The sequence below is a fragment of the Saccharicrinis aurantiacus genome, from assembly GCF_001660705.2.
GTDB lineage: Bacteria > Bacteroidota > Bacteroidia > Bacteroidales > Marinilabiliaceae > Saccharicrinis > Saccharicrinis aurantiacus.
Window position 1 is genome coordinate 59,262 of record NZ_LYBV02000046.1, and the last position, 18,623, is coordinate 77,884.

The 18,623-nt window shown below is 34.5% G+C and carries 18 protein-coding genes; 10 read left to right on the forward strand and 8 right to left on the reverse strand.

The annotated features are described in order from the left end of the window. Positions 1-828 (forward strand): class I SAM-dependent methyltransferase, encoded by an 828-nt coding sequence (locus A8B35_RS21815; RefSeq protein ID WP_068475639.1) that lies wholly within the window; start codon positions 1-3, stop codon positions 826-828. A 7-nt stretch (positions 829-835) separates the two neighbouring features. Further along, a complete protein-coding gene (locus A8B35_RS21820; RefSeq protein ID WP_068475641.1) occupies positions 836-2,068 on the forward strand; it encodes an ABC transporter permease in 1,233 nt (410 codons plus the stop codon). 16 nt (positions 2,069-2,084) lie between these two features. On the opposite strand, the gene A8B35_RS21825 is transcribed toward A8B35_RS21820, so the two are convergent. The 5 genes from A8B35_RS21825 to A8B35_RS21845 are packed head-to-tail and all read right to left on the reverse strand — an operon-like array spanning position 2,085 to position 5,323. After that, positions 2,085-2,624: a methylated-DNA--[protein]-cysteine S-methyltransferase gene (locus tag A8B35_RS21825; protein ID WP_068475643.1), complete on the reverse strand. Its 540-nt coding sequence runs from the start codon at positions 2,622-2,624 to the stop codon at positions 2,085-2,087. A 3-nt stretch (positions 2,625-2,627) separates the two neighbouring features. Then, the gene (gene dusB / locus A8B35_RS21830) at positions 2,628-3,626 is read right to left on the reverse strand and encodes a tRNA dihydrouridine synthase DusB (RefSeq protein ID WP_068475645.1); all 999 of its coding nucleotides are present in this window, start codon (positions 3,624-3,626) and stop codon (positions 2,628-2,630) included. Further along, entirely contained in the window at positions 3,626-4,225 is a 600-nt protein-coding gene (locus A8B35_RS21835) for a TlpA family protein disulfide reductase (protein WP_068475647.1), read from the reverse strand. Before A8B35_RS21835 ends, dusB begins: the two co-directional genes overlap by 1 nt. A gap of 16 nt (positions 4,226-4,241) precedes the next feature. Next, positions 4,242-4,898, reverse strand: coding sequence for a hypothetical protein (locus tag A8B35_RS21840; RefSeq protein ID WP_068475649.1), 657 nt, complete (start codon positions 4,896-4,898; stop codon positions 4,242-4,244). Between the two features lie 8 nt (positions 4,899-4,906). Next, positions 4,907-5,323, reverse strand: coding sequence for a hypothetical protein (locus tag A8B35_RS21845; RefSeq protein WP_068475651.1), 417 nt, complete (start codon positions 5,321-5,323; stop codon positions 4,907-4,909). Positions 5,324-5,554: 231 nt separating this feature from the next. Here A8B35_RS21845 and A8B35_RS21850 point away from each other — a divergent pair, with 231 nt between their 5' ends. Continuing rightward, positions 5,555-5,947, forward strand: a complete 393-nt coding sequence (locus A8B35_RS21850) for a hypothetical protein (RefSeq protein ID WP_068475653.1) — start codon at positions 5,555-5,557, stop codon at positions 5,945-5,947. Here the strand turns inward: A8B35_RS21850 and A8B35_RS21855 are convergent, their stop codons facing one another. The 3 genes from A8B35_RS21855 to typA all read right to left on the reverse strand — a co-directional run bounded on the left by A8B35_RS21855 (position 5,948) and on the right by typA (position 10,499). After that, entirely contained in the window at positions 5,948-6,526 is a 579-nt protein-coding gene (locus A8B35_RS21855; protein ID WP_068475655.1) for a methyl-accepting chemotaxis protein, read from the reverse strand. It lies immediately after the preceding gene. Between the two features lie 764 nt (positions 6,527-7,290). Next, complete coding sequence (locus tag A8B35_RS21860; RefSeq protein WP_068475657.1) at positions 7,291-8,307, reverse strand: branched-chain amino acid aminotransferase; 1,017 nt, start codon at positions 8,305-8,307, stop codon at positions 7,291-7,293. 395 nt (positions 8,308-8,702) lie between these two features. Continuing rightward, on the reverse strand, positions 8,703-10,499 hold the full coding sequence (gene typA, locus A8B35_RS21865) for a translational GTPase TypA (protein ID WP_068475659.1): 1,797 nt from the start codon (positions 10,497-10,499) through the stop codon (positions 8,703-8,705). Positions 10,500-10,880: 381 nt separating this feature from the next. Between typA and A8B35_RS21870 the strand changes: the two genes are divergently transcribed. The 7 genes from A8B35_RS21870 (at position 10,881) to A8B35_RS21900 (ending at position 18,357) form a co-directional block, all read left to right on the forward strand. Further along, positions 10,881-12,986 carry a PAS domain-containing sensor histidine kinase gene (locus A8B35_RS21870; protein ID WP_068475661.1) on the forward strand — a complete coding sequence of 702 codons (2,106 nt, stop codon included), beginning with the start codon at positions 10,881-10,883 and terminating at the stop codon, positions 12,984-12,986. 5 nt (positions 12,987-12,991) lie between these two features. Beyond that, complete coding sequence (locus A8B35_RS21875; protein WP_068475663.1) at positions 12,992-13,642, forward strand: response regulator transcription factor; 651 nt, start codon at positions 12,992-12,994, stop codon at positions 13,640-13,642. Positions 13,643-14,022: 380 nt separating this feature from the next. Next, a complete protein-coding gene (locus A8B35_RS21880; protein WP_075604030.1) occupies positions 14,023-14,610 on the forward strand; it encodes an outer membrane beta-barrel protein in 588 nt (195 codons plus the stop codon). Between the two features lie 390 nt (positions 14,611-15,000). Further along, positions 15,001-15,540, forward strand: a complete 540-nt coding sequence (locus A8B35_RS21885; RefSeq protein WP_068475667.1) for a hypothetical protein — start codon at positions 15,001-15,003, stop codon at positions 15,538-15,540. A gap of 404 nt (positions 15,541-15,944) precedes the next feature. After that, positions 15,945-16,223: a hypothetical protein gene (locus A8B35_RS21890; protein ID WP_068475669.1), complete on the forward strand. Its 279-nt coding sequence runs from the start codon at positions 15,945-15,947 to the stop codon at positions 16,221-16,223. A 158-nt stretch (positions 16,224-16,381) separates the two neighbouring features. After that, positions 16,382-16,951 (forward strand): hypothetical protein, encoded by a 570-nt coding sequence (locus tag A8B35_RS21895; RefSeq protein WP_068475671.1) that lies wholly within the window; start codon positions 16,382-16,384, stop codon positions 16,949-16,951. A gap of 413 nt (positions 16,952-17,364) precedes the next feature. Continuing rightward, entirely contained in the window at positions 17,365-18,357 is a 993-nt protein-coding gene (locus tag A8B35_RS21900; RefSeq protein ID WP_139314978.1) for a hypothetical protein, read from the forward strand. Positions 18,358-18,623 lie beyond the last annotated feature (266 nt).

Genomic DNA, 18,623 nt, shown 5'->3' on the forward strand with positions numbered 1-18,623 from the left:
ATGCAATACGACCCAATAAAACGTAGTTTAGGAAAAGTATTTAATAGCACACCTTCGCTCCGACGTGTATTTTATAAACTGCTCGACCTCTTGCTTCTTCGCTCATGGCACATCAGAAAAGAAATAAAGCGATGGTCGAAAAAAGTAGGTAACGAACTTAATGTATTGGATGCAGGTTCAGGCTTTGGCCAGTATGTTTACTTCCTATCTGGGATAAATAAGAAATGGAATATAACTGGCGTTGATGTTAAGAATGAACAGATTGCTGATTGTAATCAATTCTTCACAAAAATAAACCGACAAGAGCAGGTAAAATTTAAATTTGCCGACTTAACTAAGTTTGAAGAAAAAGATAAATACGACTTAGTTGTTTCTGTAGATGTGATGGAGCACATTGAAGACGACGAAGCCGTTTTTAAAAACCTTTATCAGGCAATGAACCTTGGAGGTATGATTTTAATATCAACCCCAAGTGACCAAGGCGGATCTGATGCACATCATCACGACGCTGAGCACGATGATGGTGTAACAGGCTTTATCGACGAGCATGTTCGCGATGGATATAATATGCAAGAAATTGTTCAAAAACTTAAGAAGGCAGGGTTTAGAGATGTAGATGCCAGATATTCGTATGGAATACCCGGTAAAATATCATGGAAATTATCTATGAAATATCCAATTATCATGCTTAATGCTACTAAAGCATTTTTCATTTTATTACCCTTCTACTATTTAATAACTTTCCCTTTTTGTTTATTGCTAAATGCAATTGATGTTGCAAAAACCCATAAAAGTGGAACTGGCTTAATTGTTAAAGCTTTCAAATAATTACTGAATGAAGCTGTCTTTTGAAATAGCATTAAAATTTCTGTTTGGTAAAAAGTCGAAAGGGATAATTAATGTTATTTCAACCATTTCTATTATTGGAGTATCGGTAGGTACAATTGCATTACTAATGGTTCTGTCCGTTTTTAACGGACTTCACGGCCTAATTGGAAACTTATATGGTTCGTTTGATTCTGATATTAAAGTTACACTAAACGAAGGCAAATACTTTTCAACTGATTCCTTAAACCTTGATGCCATAAATCAACTTGAGGAGGTTACTTACATTGCCCCTGTTATTGAAGATAATGCTTTACTCAAGTATAAAGACAGACAAGTAACCGGTATTATTATGGGGGTTGATTCTAACTTTGTTAGAGTTAGTAAACTAGATTCCATAATTTATAACGGCAAATTTGAACTAAAAAGTAAAGATGGCTATGGTGGGATTATTGGTTACGTGTTAGCCGACCAACTAAATGTACGCACTAGCTTTCTTACTCCTTTAATGATTTATGTTCCTGATAGGAATAAGAAAATAAATCTTGCTAGACCTAACGAGGCTTTTAAATCGCATTACATACATCCAAAAGGAGTGTTTTTAGTGAAGCAAATGGAGTATGATTCTAAATACCTCATTATTGATATTGACTTGGCACGTAGACTACTTAAATATTCAAACTCTGAAGTAACGTCTTTATCAATTTCCTTAAATCCATCCTATAATATTAGCTCTGCCCAGAGAAGAATTGAATCAATACTAGGGAGTTCATTTAATGTGCAAAACAGGCAAGAGCAACATGCCAGCTTTTATAAAATGATGCGCATTGAAAAGATAATGGCCTATCTGATTTTATGCTTCATTTTGATTATTGCAACCTTCAATTTAATTGGAACCATGTCGATGCTGATATTTGATAAAAAAGAAAGCATCACAACTTTAAAAAGTATGGGCGCCAATCAAAAATTAGTGACACGCATTTTCTTACTTGAAGGTTGGTTAATCTCATTAATCGGAGTAATATCGGGTCTTGTAGTAGGGGTTGTTTTAATTCTAATTCAAGAATATTTTGGGGTTATTCATTTTAGTGGAGGTGGTAATTTTGTTGTAGATGCTTATCCGGTTAAACTTGAAATATTAGATATATTCACAACACTTGCAACAGTAACCACAATTGGATTCTTAGCTACACTTTATCCTGTTAAAGTAATTGTAAAAAGATATTTTAAGGGAGAGGCGTAAAAAGATCTTGATTATTTTAAAGTTTAAAAAGGCTCAACTGTTGATTTGGTAGGGCATCCTCCAAACTCAATAGTTTTTTCTTAGCAGGTAAGCCTCCTGCATAACCAGTTAAACTACCATCGGCACCTATTATTCTGTGGCACGGAATAATAATTGAAATGGCATTGGCACCATTTGCAGACGCAACTGCTCTGATCGCTTTTTCGTTTCCTAATTTTTTTGAAAGTTGAAGATAGGAGCACGTTTCCCCATAAGGGATTGTAAGGAGTTGATCCCAAACACGCTTTTGAAATCCGGTACCAATTGGTAATAATGGAACATCAAACACCTTGCGCTCACCCGAAAAATATTCTTTAAACTGAGCTATAGTAACATCTAACAAATCAGATTCACCAACAGTATAACAACAATCAAGAGCCTCTTGTATTCTCTTATCAACCGCGTCTCTCATTTTACGATAACGCCAATCGCAAATACACAACTTCCCACTGTATTCTCCTAAAATTAATTCTCCTACAGGCGATTGATAATACTTTATGGTAATAGAGCTAGCCATAAACTAACTCCTTACATCAGAAATTTCGTTGGGATATTTATCCTTAATCTCATTTAAACAAGTATGTACCTCTTCCGCCGTGTTGGCTCTAAGCATTTTAATTTTTAGATCTCTAAAATCGCGCAAACCTTTAAACGAAATTGCCAAATGACGACGCATATGCAATATCCCTCTACGTTCGCCTAACCATTCAATGCTATTATTCAGATGCTCACGTATCATTTCAACATGCTCTGGTATTTTTGGCAAATCGAGTAATTCACCAGTTTCTAAGTAATGTCTGATTTCTCTAAAGATCCAAGGACGACCAATGGTAGGTCTGCCTATCATAAGAGCATCAACACCATATCTATCCAAATAATCTTTCGCTTTTTGCGGATGTGTTATATCCCCGTTACCAATGATAGGAATATTCATACGAGGATTATTCTTCACCTCACCTATCAAAGTCCAGTCTGCCTCGCCATTGTACATTTGAGCTCGTGTTCTTCCGTGAATTGCCAAAGCCTGAATACCAGTATCCTGAAGTTGTTCAGCAACATCAACAATAATCTTAGAATCCTCGTCCCAACCCAAACGTGTTTTAACAGTAACCGGTAAGTTAACCGCTTTCACAATCTGAGTAGTCATATCAATCATCTTCGGAATATCGCGAAGCATTCCTGAGCCAGCACCTTTTGTTGCGATTTTTTTAACCGGGCAACCAAAATTGATATCAATCAACTCCGGTTTAGCTTGCTCTGCAATTTTAGCAGCTTCAACCATTGCCTCAATATCTTTTCCATATAATTGAATAGCTACTGGGCGTTCCTCATCAAATATCTTGAGTTTACGCTGTGTTTTTTCAATGCTACGAATTAATGCATCTGCAGATACAAATTCAGTATACATTAAATCGGCACCATATTTTTTACACAATAGTCTAAACGAAGGATCTGTAACATCCTCCATGGGCGCTAATAAAAGCGGATGCTCTCGTAATTGTAAATTTCCTATCTTCACTATTCAACCAATAAATTGTCAATTACTTGTTTTACTTTATCACTATGCCATTTAGCGGCTCCTGTTTTACTTAGAATAATCTCACCTTTTTTTGAAATGAGATAAGTAACTGGGATACTTTTACTTTGTAAAATATCAGACACAGGATCAATGGCCGTATATACAGGCAAGCTTAATCCTCTTTTAGTCATAAAAGGATTAATCATATTAAAACCTTCGTTTGTAATTAGCACAAACTCTACCCTATCGCCATATTCATCATATAACTTTTGAAGCGATGGCATTTCAGCAACACACGGCGGACACCATGTTGCCCAAAAGTTGAGTAATACAACCTTTCCTTTATTCTCGGAAAAGTTAATTGCGATGCCATCCTTATCCTGATACCTCCAATTATAATCAACATCAGCTAGTGAGTTAATTTTCTTCTCCACCTTAGGTGCAGTCATCGTATATCTAATTACTGAAGAACTAATCACCTTGCGCGTTGTAGGATTAAGCATAGCTAAAAACAAAGCCAAAAAAACAAAATCGAGCACAATCCCTGCCTTTGTTTTTCGGTCTCTATATTTCTCCCATTGTTCTTTTAAAAATCCCATCTGAATTGGTTTTAACTTAACCTATCTTTTTTGTTACCATCCACGTTGGCCACTTCATACTTGTATGTGTTTTGCCAACAGTAGTTTTAAAGCTTACGCTGATGTTTTTGAATTGACTTAATCCTTCAACATTATCGTAAAACTTTTGAATATCAACATTAAACTTATGACCCACACCCGAAACTAAAGTTAGAGGAAAATAATTTACCCCGCCCATATTTTTAATAACAAACTCACGCTTCTTGCTTCCTTTATGGAAGATTAAAACAGGATTTTCGAAATTAATAGCTTCCTTTTTGTGATTAATAAGTACAACCTGAGCTATTAATTTACCCGTACTTCGTTGCTTTGCAAAACTAAGTTTTACTATAACTACCTTCGGAAATAATTTTTCGAGATAGCCATAACGTTTGGCCACAAAAAATGCCAAAACCAAACCAATCATTATCATTAACGAATTAATATCGTTACTATGCGATGGCTCGTTCGTTGGTGCCTCCATACCCTGTATTGAATCAGTAATTACTTCTTCAACACCTTGAGTAGTTGTTGTGGTGCCTGGTGTGGATGCTCCTCTACTGCAAATCTGTAACATCAAGGCCAAGCCTAAAATAACATATATTACAGTTCTATTCTTTTTTAAGAATTCACCTATTTGTTTCAACTGATTCATTACTTGCACTAATCTTCTTTATTAATAGATGGTAGTTTAGCTTTAAGCTCAGGAAATGGAATAATCCCTTTATAGTTGATGTAATACTCGCCTCCAACAACTGGGCGGGCCATTTCTTTTTCTGTTTTCCCATTAGCATTGGCGATACCTACACTAGCATAATAACAAAGTGCATTTCTTTTACGCCCCATTTCTCGAACTTGCTGAATAATCTCTGGCAACACAATTCCCATCTCAGGATAATAGCCAGTTTTAACAACCACGGCATAAAACTGATCGTCTTTTTTAGCCAAAATTTGAGGGTTGATATCCAACTCTTTTCTCACATTCAAAACCTCGTAACCTTGGTCAATCATATCTTTATACACTACCTTAATCCCTAAGAAATGTAACTCCTCTAAATTCATTATCTCGCTACTTGCCATATCTATAATTAATGCCAAAATTATACCAAAACTAATTGATTGCCTCCTATGTGAAAGCGGCTGCAAAATTGCGAAAATAAAGCGGATTTAAGAAATAGTTGGCATACCTATTGATTGAATTATAATAATGTAAGCTTTAAGCAAGCTAAATTTATTTATTCGGATGCTAATGATTTGTTAATATTAGATATAAACGTAACAACGTAAGCGCATTTTTTATAATTTTGCCCCATGATTTACATTATTGCATTAATTATACTGGCAATGGCAGTGGCATGGTTTGCCTCTAACAAACCATGGAAGAAGGAAAAGTTAGAAGAGGAGAAAGTTGAAATTGCTGATGATTGTTGTGGCGCTCATGAAGTTTGTGAATCAGATAGCCTACTAACATCAAGTGATAATATAGAGTATTTTGAGGATGAAGAATTAGATCGTTTCAAAGGCACTCCTTCAAAATCATATAGCGATGAAGCTATTGAAGAATTTAGAGATGTTCTTTATACACTTAAAGAACGTGAAGTAGCTTCGTGGATAAAGAGTATGCAACTACGCCTTGTTGAATTACCTGACATCATCAGAGAAGAAGCTTTAATGATTGTTGAAGAGCGTAGAATGAAAGCATAACTAATCAACAGTGAAGTTATTAACTAATTGATTAAGTTCCAGCGCTACCTTCTTTAGGTCATCAGTACTTGTTTGCATTTTTTCGGCTGTAATGGCATTTTTATTGGCTAGACTTGAAATTTCACTTGTGGTAGAGTTTACCCGATCCATTGCTATATTCTGTTGGTTGCTAAGTTGGAGCGCCTCGTTAGATAATTCACTGGTTACATCAATATCCTTTAGTAAATCAATAAGTCTATTGCTCGTATTATCCGACAAGCCAATTGTTTCTGCAATCTGTATGTTAATTTGCTCGGCAGCATCAGAACTAAACTCAGCCAAAGATTTTACTTCACCGGCTACAACTCCAGATCCTTTTCCTATTTCACCAGCCCTACTCGCCTCAATCGATGCATTTAACGCAAGTATATTAGTTTCAGCAGCAATATTATTTAACGTAACCACCTTGTTTGCAATTTTATTAATTGATTCTAAATTATTATTAAACACATCATTTACGTGATTTACATCTATCTGCAATTGCTTAAAAAGTGAAGCTGAGTCATTTGTAGCTTTTAAACTAATATTTGCATTCTTCATAACCTCAAGCAAAGTAGATGATAACTCTTCTGTTGAAGCGGCTTGTTCATTTGCCGAATCTGCTAATTGTGCAGCGTCTTGATTATTTGACTCAACAATTTTTAGTACCTGATTAGAACTTCTTTTTATGTATTGTATTAACTCTTGCTGCTGATTTTTTATATTTGAAATAGTATTGCCAATTTCTCCAAATTCATCTTTCCTATTTAAAAAACTTTCGTCAATCTTATTAGATAACTGGCCTTTGGCTATTGGAGCTAAAATTTCATCTTTAAGTTATGCTATAGTTCCTGTAATTCGCTTTTTAAGAAGGCGTACTAGAATAATAATTGTAAGCAATGCAATAGAGAACCCAATTAGAAAATGGTTAAGATTTGAATACATTACGTAGGCTGAAGCAATTGATGCTATCATCGTTGTTAAACCAATGGCTATAACAACATTTTTAAGTATAGAGTTTCTATATCGGTAAAATAGGAAGGAGGTACTTATACTTATGCTTGGGATTAGAATTAAACAAAAGATGTAAAAGTTATTCATATTATATAGTTATCATTTTTCTAAGATCAGCAATTATTATACCTATTCCCTTATTATTTATAAGCTATATAACCCTAAAGAATAATGAACATAGACGAAGTTTTTGTATTTCAATAAATGATAAAGATTACTAGTATTCGTAAAATATATCATCTAATTATTCATAAAAAAACCCATAGGTTAGAAAACCTATGGGCAACAATATTTTTATGCTAAACTATGTATTACAAAACGGTTACCCAATTATGAGTATCTGCTTCATCGCCATACTGGATGGCTCTTAATTTATTGTATAGCTTTGTACTCACTTCACCTGCTACTTTAGGATCTCCGAATACATAGGATTTATCCTCATCGATATCATCAATTTGACCAATTGGCGATATTACTGCTGCAGTGCCACAAGCACCCACTTCATCGAAGGTAGCTAATTCTTCCAATGCTACTTTTCTTCGTTCAATGGTTAAGCCCATATCTTCAGCCAACTGAATTAAGCTCATGTTGGTGATACTTGGCAAAATTGAATTAGAAAGCGGCGTAATGTACTTATCGCCTTTTATGGCAAAAAAGTTAGCAGGACCAGCCTCATCGATATATTTCTTTTCTTTACTATCTAAATAAAGAACTGAAGAATAACCATTATCGTGTGCCATTTGTCCAGCTTTCATACTTGCTGCGTAGTTACCACCAACTTTTAAGTTGCCAGTACCCTGCGGTGCAGCTCTATCGAACTGACGGCTTATCATTTGCTTAGTTGGCTTAAAGCCTTCTTTGAAATATGGCCCTACAGGGGTTACAAACACCACGAATGTAAATTCATCAGCAGGAGAAACGCCTACTTTAGCACCAGAACCAAATAATACAGGACGGATGTATAAAGCAGCTCCAGACTCGTATGGAGGGACAAATTTTAGATTGAGCTCAACAGCGCGGACGACAGCTTTGGTGAAAAGCTCGGTTGGTACCGCTTGCATTAAAATTCCGTCGGCAGAACTTTGAAGTCTTTTGGCATTTTCTTCCATTCTGAAAATGCGGACTTTCCCATCTTTTCCTTTGAAGGCCTTTAGTCCTTCGAACGATTGCTGACCGTAATGAATACCTGTTGCAGCCATATGCATTGTGATTTGTTCAGAAGTAGTTTCTTCTAAATCACTCCATTGGCCGTCTTTAAAATAGCTTCGAACGTTATACTCCGTTTTGATATAACTGAACGATAGATTTGCCCAATCGATATTACTCATGGAAAATGATTAAAATAATAAATACTAGTTTTTTTACCTGCTGTAAAGCTATGAATAATTTGTTAAATATTTTTATGACAAAGCCTATGTTTAAAGGTATATATCGTTGTTATTTACTAGGGGTGTTGGCCATAAAAGGTAAGTATGTGTTATTGCACTCGGTAATTCTTGTTACTGTCCTCATAGTTTATACTTGTGTGAGCGATTGAAACGGCATCCTTTGCGAGCCCATTATGGCGAGGAAAGATATAGTGTAAAGCGCGACCCGATAGGGGCACACCCAAGTTATATCAGGTGAAAATATTATGCAAAAAAAGAGCCGCACCAAATAAATGATGCGGCTCGCTGCTAACTCGAAAACAGCTAAATGATAAATAATGCTTTTACACTATTTGTTATTTAGCAGAACGCTTACGTTCGTGTTCTTCAAGAAATATTTTACGGATACGAATTTCTTTTGGTGTTACCTCAACATACTCGTCTCCTTGGATATATTCTAATGCCTCTTCTAATGAGAAGATAATTGGCGGTGCTAATTTCACTTTATCATCAGAACCAGAAGTACGCATATTGGTAAGCTTCTTGGTTTTGGTGATGTTGATAGTTAAATCACCATCGCGGTTATTTTCTCCAATTACCTGACCTTTGTATATTTTTTGCTGCGGTGCAACAAAGAATTTACCTCTATCTTGTAATTTATCTAATGCGTAAGGAATAGCTGCTCCATCTTCCATTGAAATAAGAGAACCATTTAAACGTTTGTTAATTTCGCCTTTGTAAGGTTGAAACTCTACAAAACGGTGTGCCATAATTGCCTCTCCAGCTGTAGCTGTAAGCATTGCGTTACGTAAACCAATAATACCACGAGATGGGATATGGAATTCGATAACGATACGATCACCTTTACGCTCCATGCTTAACATATCTCCTTTACGTTGTGTAACCATTTCGATGGCTTTACCTGAATACTCATCTGGTAAATCGATGGTTAATTCCTCAACTGGCTCATGTTTGATAGCTCCAATTTCTTTAATGATTACACGTGGCTGACCAACTTGTAGCTCATAACCTTCGCGACGCATTGTTTCAATTAATACTGACAAGTGAAGTACACCACGTCCGTATACATTCCATGCATCAGCAGAGTTTGTATCTTCAACGCGAAGTGCTAAGTTTTTCTCAAGCTCAGCATCTAAACGGTCTTTAATATGACGTGAAGTAACAAATTTACCATCCTGTCCGAAGAATGGTGAGTTATTAATGGTAAATAACATACTCATTGTTGGCTCGTCGATAGAAATAGGATCTAAAGCTTCTGGCTCTTCAATATCGGCAACTGTATCACCAATGTCGAAAGTATCTAAACCAATTAAGGCACATAGCTCGCCACTTGAAACTTCTTCTACTTTAGTACGACCTAAACCAGAGAATACGTTAATTTCTTTAATCTTAGTTTTTGTGATTGAACCATCGCGACTTACTAAAGAAACCTGTTGGTTTGTTTTTAAAGTACCACGGTGAACACGACCAATAGCAATACGACCTGTGTAAGGCGAGTGATCTAAAGATGTAATTAACATCTGAGGTGTTCCTTCGTTTGGCTCTGGCGCTGGAATATTTTCAACAACTGCATCAAATACAGCAGTAATATTATCGGTTTGCTGTTTCCAATCAGTACTCATCCAACCATTTTTAGCAGAACCATAAATGGTTACAAAATCTAATTGGTCTTCTGTAGCACCAAGGTTGAACATTAAGTCGAATACCGACTCCTGTACCTCCTCTGGACGACAGTTTTCTTTATCAACTTTATTGATAACAACAATAGGCTTAAGTCCTAAGCTAATTGCTTTTTGAAGTACAAAACGAGTTTGTGGCATTGGTCCTTCAAATGCATCTACTAAAAGTAGTACACCATCGGCCATGTTTAAAACACGCTCTACCTCACCACCAAAATCGGAGTGACCTGGGGTATCAATGATATTGATTTTGGTGTTTTTATACACCATTGAAACGTTCTTAGATAAAATGGTAATACCACGTTCTCTTTCAAGATCGTTATTATCCATTATTAATTCTCCAACCTCTTGGTGGTCTTTAAATAACTGACCGGCTAGTAACATCTTATCTACCAAGGTAGTTTTACCGTGGTCAACGTGTGCAATAATTGCAATATTTCTTATATCCTGCATAGCAATTTCAAATGAGGGTGCAAATGTAGTGTTTAATTATGACTTAACACGCTTTATTGCTTAAGTGTTAGACATAGCGCTATATTATAAGTTTTTTTAACATCTGACCCTAATATAATGGAAATCAAACAAGAATGTCAAACAAAGTAGATTAAATATATTTGTTTATTGTCTTATTGTAATGGGTTTGTATAAAATTAGGTATTGATTATTATTGTGTTGAGAATAGCTATAATGGACTTAAACTATTTCTATTTAAATATTAGAACTTGACGTTTAATACTGTTTTAAAATGTAGGTAGAGTCAAATCAGCATGTAGTCTAAACATCAAGCTATCAATTGATGTTTATCTTTAATAATTGTCATTATAACCCATGTATATGAAAGTAAAAAAGACTTTTATTTTATTGTTTGGATTCATTGTTTTTTCTATCGGCATAGCTTTGCTTATGCAGGTATTTTTACTGCGAAATCAAACCAAATTATATAGTTCGCAAATTAAACAGCACAGTTCATATTTATTAGGCGATCATCTTAGGCAAGCCAATGATAAACTTACCAAGTACTGTGTTCGTTACATAATATCAAACGATTCTTTATGGAAACAGAAATATTATGAAGAGCTAGAAGTACGTCAAGGAGAAATACCCGTTAGCTATGGTTGGAACCAAACCCTTCAGGATAGTATGTTAAGTATGGGTTTTACAAATATTGAATTTGAGTTACTCCATCAATCAATTGATATGGCAAAGCAATTGGTAACCATAGAGAAGAGGTCTTTTTACGTTTTTGACAGTATCATGGCAAATGATAAAGCAGTGGAATCAATCCGTATTACCAAAGCGCGTGAATCTGCTTTTAAGCTTTTGAATAGTGATGCATATATAAAAGGAAAACTAGCGGTTATAAAACCAATTACTCAATTAGAAGCGAATATAAAAGATAGAACAATAAATACTCGCGATGCGCTAGCTAAACGAGGGTATCGATTTCTTGTTTTTATTATCGGAATGCTAATTTTGGTTATCATCATATCCTTGTTTTCTTATTGGATGATACGTAAACGACTGATAAAACAAGAACAGCAAGAAGAAGAAATAAAAGAACGTGTTAAAGAAATAAACTGCCTCTATAAAGTATCGCAAATTACAGAATGGGCAAAGCGATTGCCCGAAGAGGTGTTTACAGAATTAACTCAAATTATTCCATCAGGGCATCATGCTCCAACAAGTACAAAATGCCAAATTATCTATAAAGGTGATAAATATGGTAATGATATTCCAAATCATTATGAACTTATACGTACTGCTAAAATAGAAGTGGACAATCAAGAAATTGGTAAAATTGAAATTTTCAAAGCTTCTCTAATGATAAAGGAGTGCAGCTTATACTATAATGATGAGCAACTTTTATTGGATGGCGTAACTCGTATGGTAACTAGCTACTACGAACGTAGAGCTAGTATGAAAGCGTTAGAAGAGAGTCAGCAACGCCTCATTTATGCTTTTAAAGTTGCCAACGAAGGTATTTGGGAATGGAACGTAGGTGCGGATATAGTGTACAGTCCGCGTTGCTTTAAACTTTTGGGATACGATAGTACCAATATTAATAACAATGTAAATGTATTTTTTCAATCCTTAGTTCATCCTCAAGATGCAAATTTATCTCTGTTTATAAATAAAGAAGAAGTAGTAAAACAAGGAAGTTACCGTAATATAATTAGGATTAAAGATGCCAATGGAATTTATAAATGGATTAATATAAAAGGAGAGGCAGTAGAGCATTCAAATAAGGGTTCTGTTACCCGAATAGTGGGTACTTTCGCAGATATTTCGGATCGGATGAAGCAAGAAGAAAAGGTTATTAATGCGGTGCTCGAAACAGAAGACCACGAGCGGAGTCGTATCTCACGAGAAATACATGATGGTCTGCAACAAACCATGTCAACGGCTCTTTTAAATTTTGAAAAAGTAAGATCTTCTGTAACTTTGCCCGAAGAAGATCTACAGTATAAGTTTAATACAGGGTATAATTATTTAAAAAAATCCATTGAAGAAAGCAGGACCTTGGCCCATAAGCTAATGCCAAAAATTATTGCAGATCAAGGGTTAGCCCAAGCCATCAAATCTTTGGTTGATGCTTTGCAAAATACTAGTGGTATTCAGTTTAATTTTTATAATAATATAGAAGACTTTAAAACACGCTTGGCTAGCGAAATGACTTTATATCGGATTACGCAAGAGGCTATAAATAATGTGATAAAGTATTCAGAAGCATCCGTTTGTTCCATTCAAATATATCAGCATAGCGAGTTTATAGAACTTAGCATCGAAGACAATGGCATTGGTTTCGATATATTAAACACTGAGAATAGTTTTGGTTTAAACAGTATGAAGACTAGAGCGGAATCTATTGGTGCCTTATTTCAAATAGAATCCCAAGCAAACAAAGGCACTCAAATTATTGTTGAACTTCCAATAAAATAACTCTCATGGAAATAAATATTCTACTAGTAGACGACCACAGTATGATCCGACAAGGGCTGCGTTCATTTTTAAATGAAGCCGACCTTAATGTAATAGGTGAAGCCAATAATGGTATCGAAGCACTTGAGTTTTTAGAGCAGTTTCAAATTGATGTGTTGGTCACCGATATTATGATGCCACAAATGGATGGAATTGAGTTAGCCAAACAAGTACATAGTAAATATCCCAATGTACATATATTAGCCTTAACCATGATGAACGAAAACTACAACATTAAACACATGATAGCCGCAGGAGCTATTGGCTACATATTAAAAGATTGTACTCAAGCCCAATTGCAGTTGGCAATACGCACGGTTGCAAAAGGAGAAAAATATTTTAGCGATGAAGTTACCAATGTAATTATGGAAGGCATAGGAGGCAAGCCAAAGCTAAAACAACGCACCCAAGTTGAGGTTCCATTAACGGAGCGCGAAACCGAGGTGCTTCATCTCATTTGTAAAGAAAAATCCAATGCCGAAATAGCCGATGAGCTCTTTGTAAATATGCGCACCATCGAAACCCATAAGCGCAATCTAATTATAAAAACAGGATGTAAAAATGTCGCAGGCATGGTACTTTATGCCATTGAGCGAAATCTGTTTAACGATTTGTAAAAACACAATACATTAAAATAAACATTTAGTTATTACCATGAGGGGCTTCCCTGCGGGTCGGGCTATACGCTATATCTTTGCTCGCCATAATGGGCTCACAAAGGATGCCGCTCCTATCCCTAAGCCGTCTATTCAAACAAAAACAATTGTTATTTTAAGCAATAAGAGTTTCTTAAATTACACCTATAGGCACATCTACGTACTTTACGTAAATTTAATATTTACGTATCCTATTAGCATACCACTTTTTGCACTTGCTATACATTTGTATTGTCATTTATAACAAACAAAGTTTAAATGATTTACAAAACAGAAATAAATTTTAACAGATATAATTCACCGTGGATTATATCGATTCTATAAAATTAAAATATAGTAAGATGAAAAAGTTAGTATTATTATTCGTCGCCGTAGCCATAAGCTCCCTAACATGGTCACAAGTATCCATTAAGCCAGGTATCGGTATTAATGTAACCGATTTTTCAAAAGTACCCGACGGAACAAATAACGTGCAAGCAAAAGTAGGTTATCAAATAGGAGCAAGTGCCCTAATTGGAGATAAACTATATGTAGAACCAGGAGTGTTCGTACAAAAGCAATCCACTGATTTTGTAGTGTCAGGTATCGAAGGTCAGAAGGTTGATATAAGTAACCAAATAAGTTCCATCAGAATTCCTGTTAATGTAGGATATCACATTTTAGGTAGTGAGTCTAGCCCATTTGCATTACGTGTCTTTGGTGGACCAACAGCGTCTATCGTAACCAATGTAAAAGAAAGTAATATACTTAAATTAGATAAGAGCGACTATAAAGGAATGAATTGGGGAGCCCAAGTAGGAGTAGGTGTTGATTTATCCTTTTTATACCTTGATGTAAGTTATGAGTGGGGATTAAATGAATTTTTGAAAAACACAAGCAATGCTCCAAAACTACAAGGAGCTTATATAACTGCAGGGATTAATTTTTAATCTAAAAAAATAGAACAAAAATACACGGTTCATAGGTTAGTGTTAGTTTGTTGATGCTAAGGCTGTCTCTCATGAGGCAGCCATTTTCTTATCTCTATAATGCATTAACAAGACTAATATGCATGTTCAAAAGGTTTTCCTGTCAATACTCGTGTACAAAATATAAATCTAATTTATCAGTTCAGCAATGGGGTTATATTTTTCACTACGTACTTCACGTAAATATTTAATTTACGTAAGCTGTTAGTACCTCGCCATTGCAACACGCTGTAACTTTGTAAAGTCAATTAATTCAAACAGAGTTAATTCGAAATCAAATTAGAAGTAATTAACAAAAGATGTTATTCGCCGTGGATTTCATCTGATTCATGAAACTTAAAATATAGTAAGATGAAAAAGAGAAAATTAACATTAGCAGCACTTACAGTGTATTTCTTTAGTAGCATTATGTTATTCACATCATGTGATAAAGACGATTTTTTAAACGAAATTAAAATCGATAATCCAAATGTTTCTTTATTAGGCACATGGAATTTCGGAGATGTTAAAACAAATATGACAGTGGATGGTGAAAGTTATAAGAGTTACTTGGAGACCACAGTTGGTTTGTCGGAAAAAGAAGCCGAAGAGGTAGTCAGTAAAATGGAAAAAGATTACAAAGTTGATGGTTATATCACCTTTAAAGAGGATGGCACCTTTGTACAGAATTTTAAAGAGGGCGAACCACAATGGGGAAAATGGGCCGTAAATACAAATGATCAGATTACGCTTACTGTTAAAGGAGATAATCAGCTTCTTACCATTGTTAAATTAAATGATGAACTACTCCAGGTTTATGGTATTGAAGATAGAAAACAAGATCTGAATAATGATAATAAGGAGGATCTGCTGAAAGTTGAAATTACAAACACATTGTTGAAAAGCAAATAATTTGTGTTCGCAGTAGTTAGTTTATGAAGACTGTTTCGCAAGAAACGGTCTTTTTTAAATCTCTTTGTTGAGAATATTAAGATGAGATTAGCATAATCCTCATTCAAATAAAAGATATGCAAACCCAATACCTATACCCAAAATGGAAAACCAAAAACGAAACTTAAAATACGCCCTCTTATTTACATATTCTGTTTATTAATTACTTCGTGTAAAAAAAGCAATTACTTTAATGGCACCGCTATATTAGATCCACAAGCTACATTAGTAGGTACTTGGAAGTTTAAGCAGGGTAATGTATACATGAAAATTAATGGTAGAAGTTATACTCATTATCTAGAAACCCAACTAGGTATGTCTCAGGCAGCAGTAAATAAGATGTTGCTAAAGGTAAAAAAGCTTATTTGGATGATGGAACTATAAGCTTTAATAGTGATGGTAGCTATACCGAGGAAACCAGAACAGGAATAGATAAGTCAGGAAAATGGGTATCAGAGGCTAATAACCAACTTACCCTTATTGGAGATTGGGAGGAGGATGGTAAAGTTTATACCATAACAGTGCTCAATAAAGATAAACTACAGCTATTTGTTAAGTACGATTATAAAAAGTATATGCATGGCAAGCATGAGCATGATGAGATTAAGTTGGAAGTTGTTAGAACATTTATAAAAAATGAATAGGCCTAGCACTTTTTAGTTGAGAGTTCTTATAACAACTATTTGCGTTCCAATTTTTTTGGATAAAATATATTGAGAACTTAGTCATATTTCTTTATTATTCAAGGCTATCCATAGGTGCTTATCTGCTAATTATTATTAATTTATTGAAAGGTAACATTATGAATTTTAGAAAATTAATAGTCCATATTTTATTCTTTGGTTCCATTCTTACTGTTTTGTCTTCTTTCAACCAGGATAAGCTCAGGTCTGGGATTAAAAAAAAATATAGAAGCCTTGTGGGGCATTGGGATTTTAGCGAAACTAGTGCCAAAGAGAATTATAAAGGTTATGCGCATTATTTGTCAACAGATCTTAAACTATCAAAAAGTGCGGTAAGCAAGCTTATTAACCAAATGAATGAGTTGAACCTTTTATATGGCAGTATAGATTTTAATAAGGATGGCAGTTTTATTCAGTATACAAATGGTAATGTTATTCAGTCTGGTAAATGGATTATGGACTCCCACAATTCCTTAGTTCTAGAAGTTGATACTGAGAATATGGTATTGGGAACTGAGAAGTTTAAAAATAAGCCTGCTGTGGTGAATGAGGTAGATAAAGACCAGCTGGATTTAAAACAAGATCAGACAAGGGATAAATCAGTCAGTAAAACTAGCAACTCGCCCCAAAAGGAAGAAAACATAAAGAATAAAGTACATGAATATAACGATGTATGGATTATTAAGTAATTTATAAGTTCTTTTTTAAAAATCTGACCCTAATATAATGGAAGTCAAACAAGAATGTCAAGTAAATAAGACTCTAGAAAAATAAGTTAATGTAGTATAATATAGAATCTAACTAATATGTAAATCAAGAGAATACATTAGAACATCAGTGTAGAACAATACCCTTACTTTACAAAAGTAAATTTTACATTTGGTTTAACGGTTGTAAACCTATTCTAAACTAGGGGGTATTCAAAATACATATTGAATTTATTATAAATCGTTAGTAACATTGCTATTAGATATAATCTAACACACAAATTACTTCCTCAAAAATACAAAACCATGCCCAGCAATTGCATTATCATAAAACTCTCGCCACAAAACATATTATTTAATACTTATAATTAATCCCTTTGCAATTTATGAAAACAATGAAACAACTCTTAACACTAGGCTTAATTACATTTTTAATTACCAGTTGTAATGAAAAAGAAAGCACCCCAACTTATCCGCCTACCATTACTTCATTTGAAGTAAATAAAACAGACGCTTATCCTGAAGAATCTATTATAGTTACAGCTGATGCAACTTGTGAAAGTAATGAGCCATTAAATTATAGTTTTACTTCTAATAAGGGAACTATTAAGGTTAGTGATGATCCTAAAAATGCAACATTAACTTTACCTAGAACTGATGGGGAGGTAATAGTCACATTGGATGTTAAAAGCAGTACTGACTCCATTAGTGATATAAAAACTGTTAATGTAATACCCACTCGTTTTTATGATAGATTTATTAATACTGGTCAAGACTGGCTGACTTTCAATGCTGACTTCACCTTGAATGACAATAAATTAAATCTTAAAAAAGGTAGTGAAGCCGATTATACATATGGATGCCTAGCTTACCCTTTTTCAAACCCGAGCTCATATATATTTAAAGGATTTAAAACCAAATTATCTTTTGAAGAACTTAAGGAGGATACAAATTTATCACTTTTAAGAATTAACTTCCTTCAAGATCCAAACAAAACAACAGGTAAACAATTATATACGATTTATATATACCTAAAACCTAGTGCGGCAAGTAATGAACATAATTGGTGGGTTAGGGTATACATTAAAGACTATGATGTAGAGGAAGGACAAAGTTCTATAACGTATAGTGATATCACAAGCGATATTGACAAATACAAAAACTTATCAGTAATCAATAGTGGTGAAGAGTTCAATTTAGAACTAAAATATAATGAGTTAGCTGAATTACAACTTCTAATAGATGAGCAAGAATTACTAGACTCTAAAATATTAAATAATTATCTAATTTCAGAATCATGCACTACAACAAACTATGTAGACTACTTTTACTTTTATGTATACAATAGCATACAAATGAATGTTGATTATATTTATTTTCCTAAATAAAATATTACATATCTTACTTCCTAAGTGCTATATTACTTAGGAAGTTGGATTATAGCCGCCCTGAATTCAAAACTTTCCAGGAAATTAAGCAAAAAACCTCCCCCTTTCGAGGCTGTATGAACAAATTTAGTATCGGTTCCAAGTTCTTCTAATCGGTTCCATAAAATTTTACAATTGCATCACTTTCACTTGCAATTGTACCATTTTTTAAACGACTGCACCACCTACTTTTGCTTCTGTACCACTTTATTCTGGGAGTGTACCAT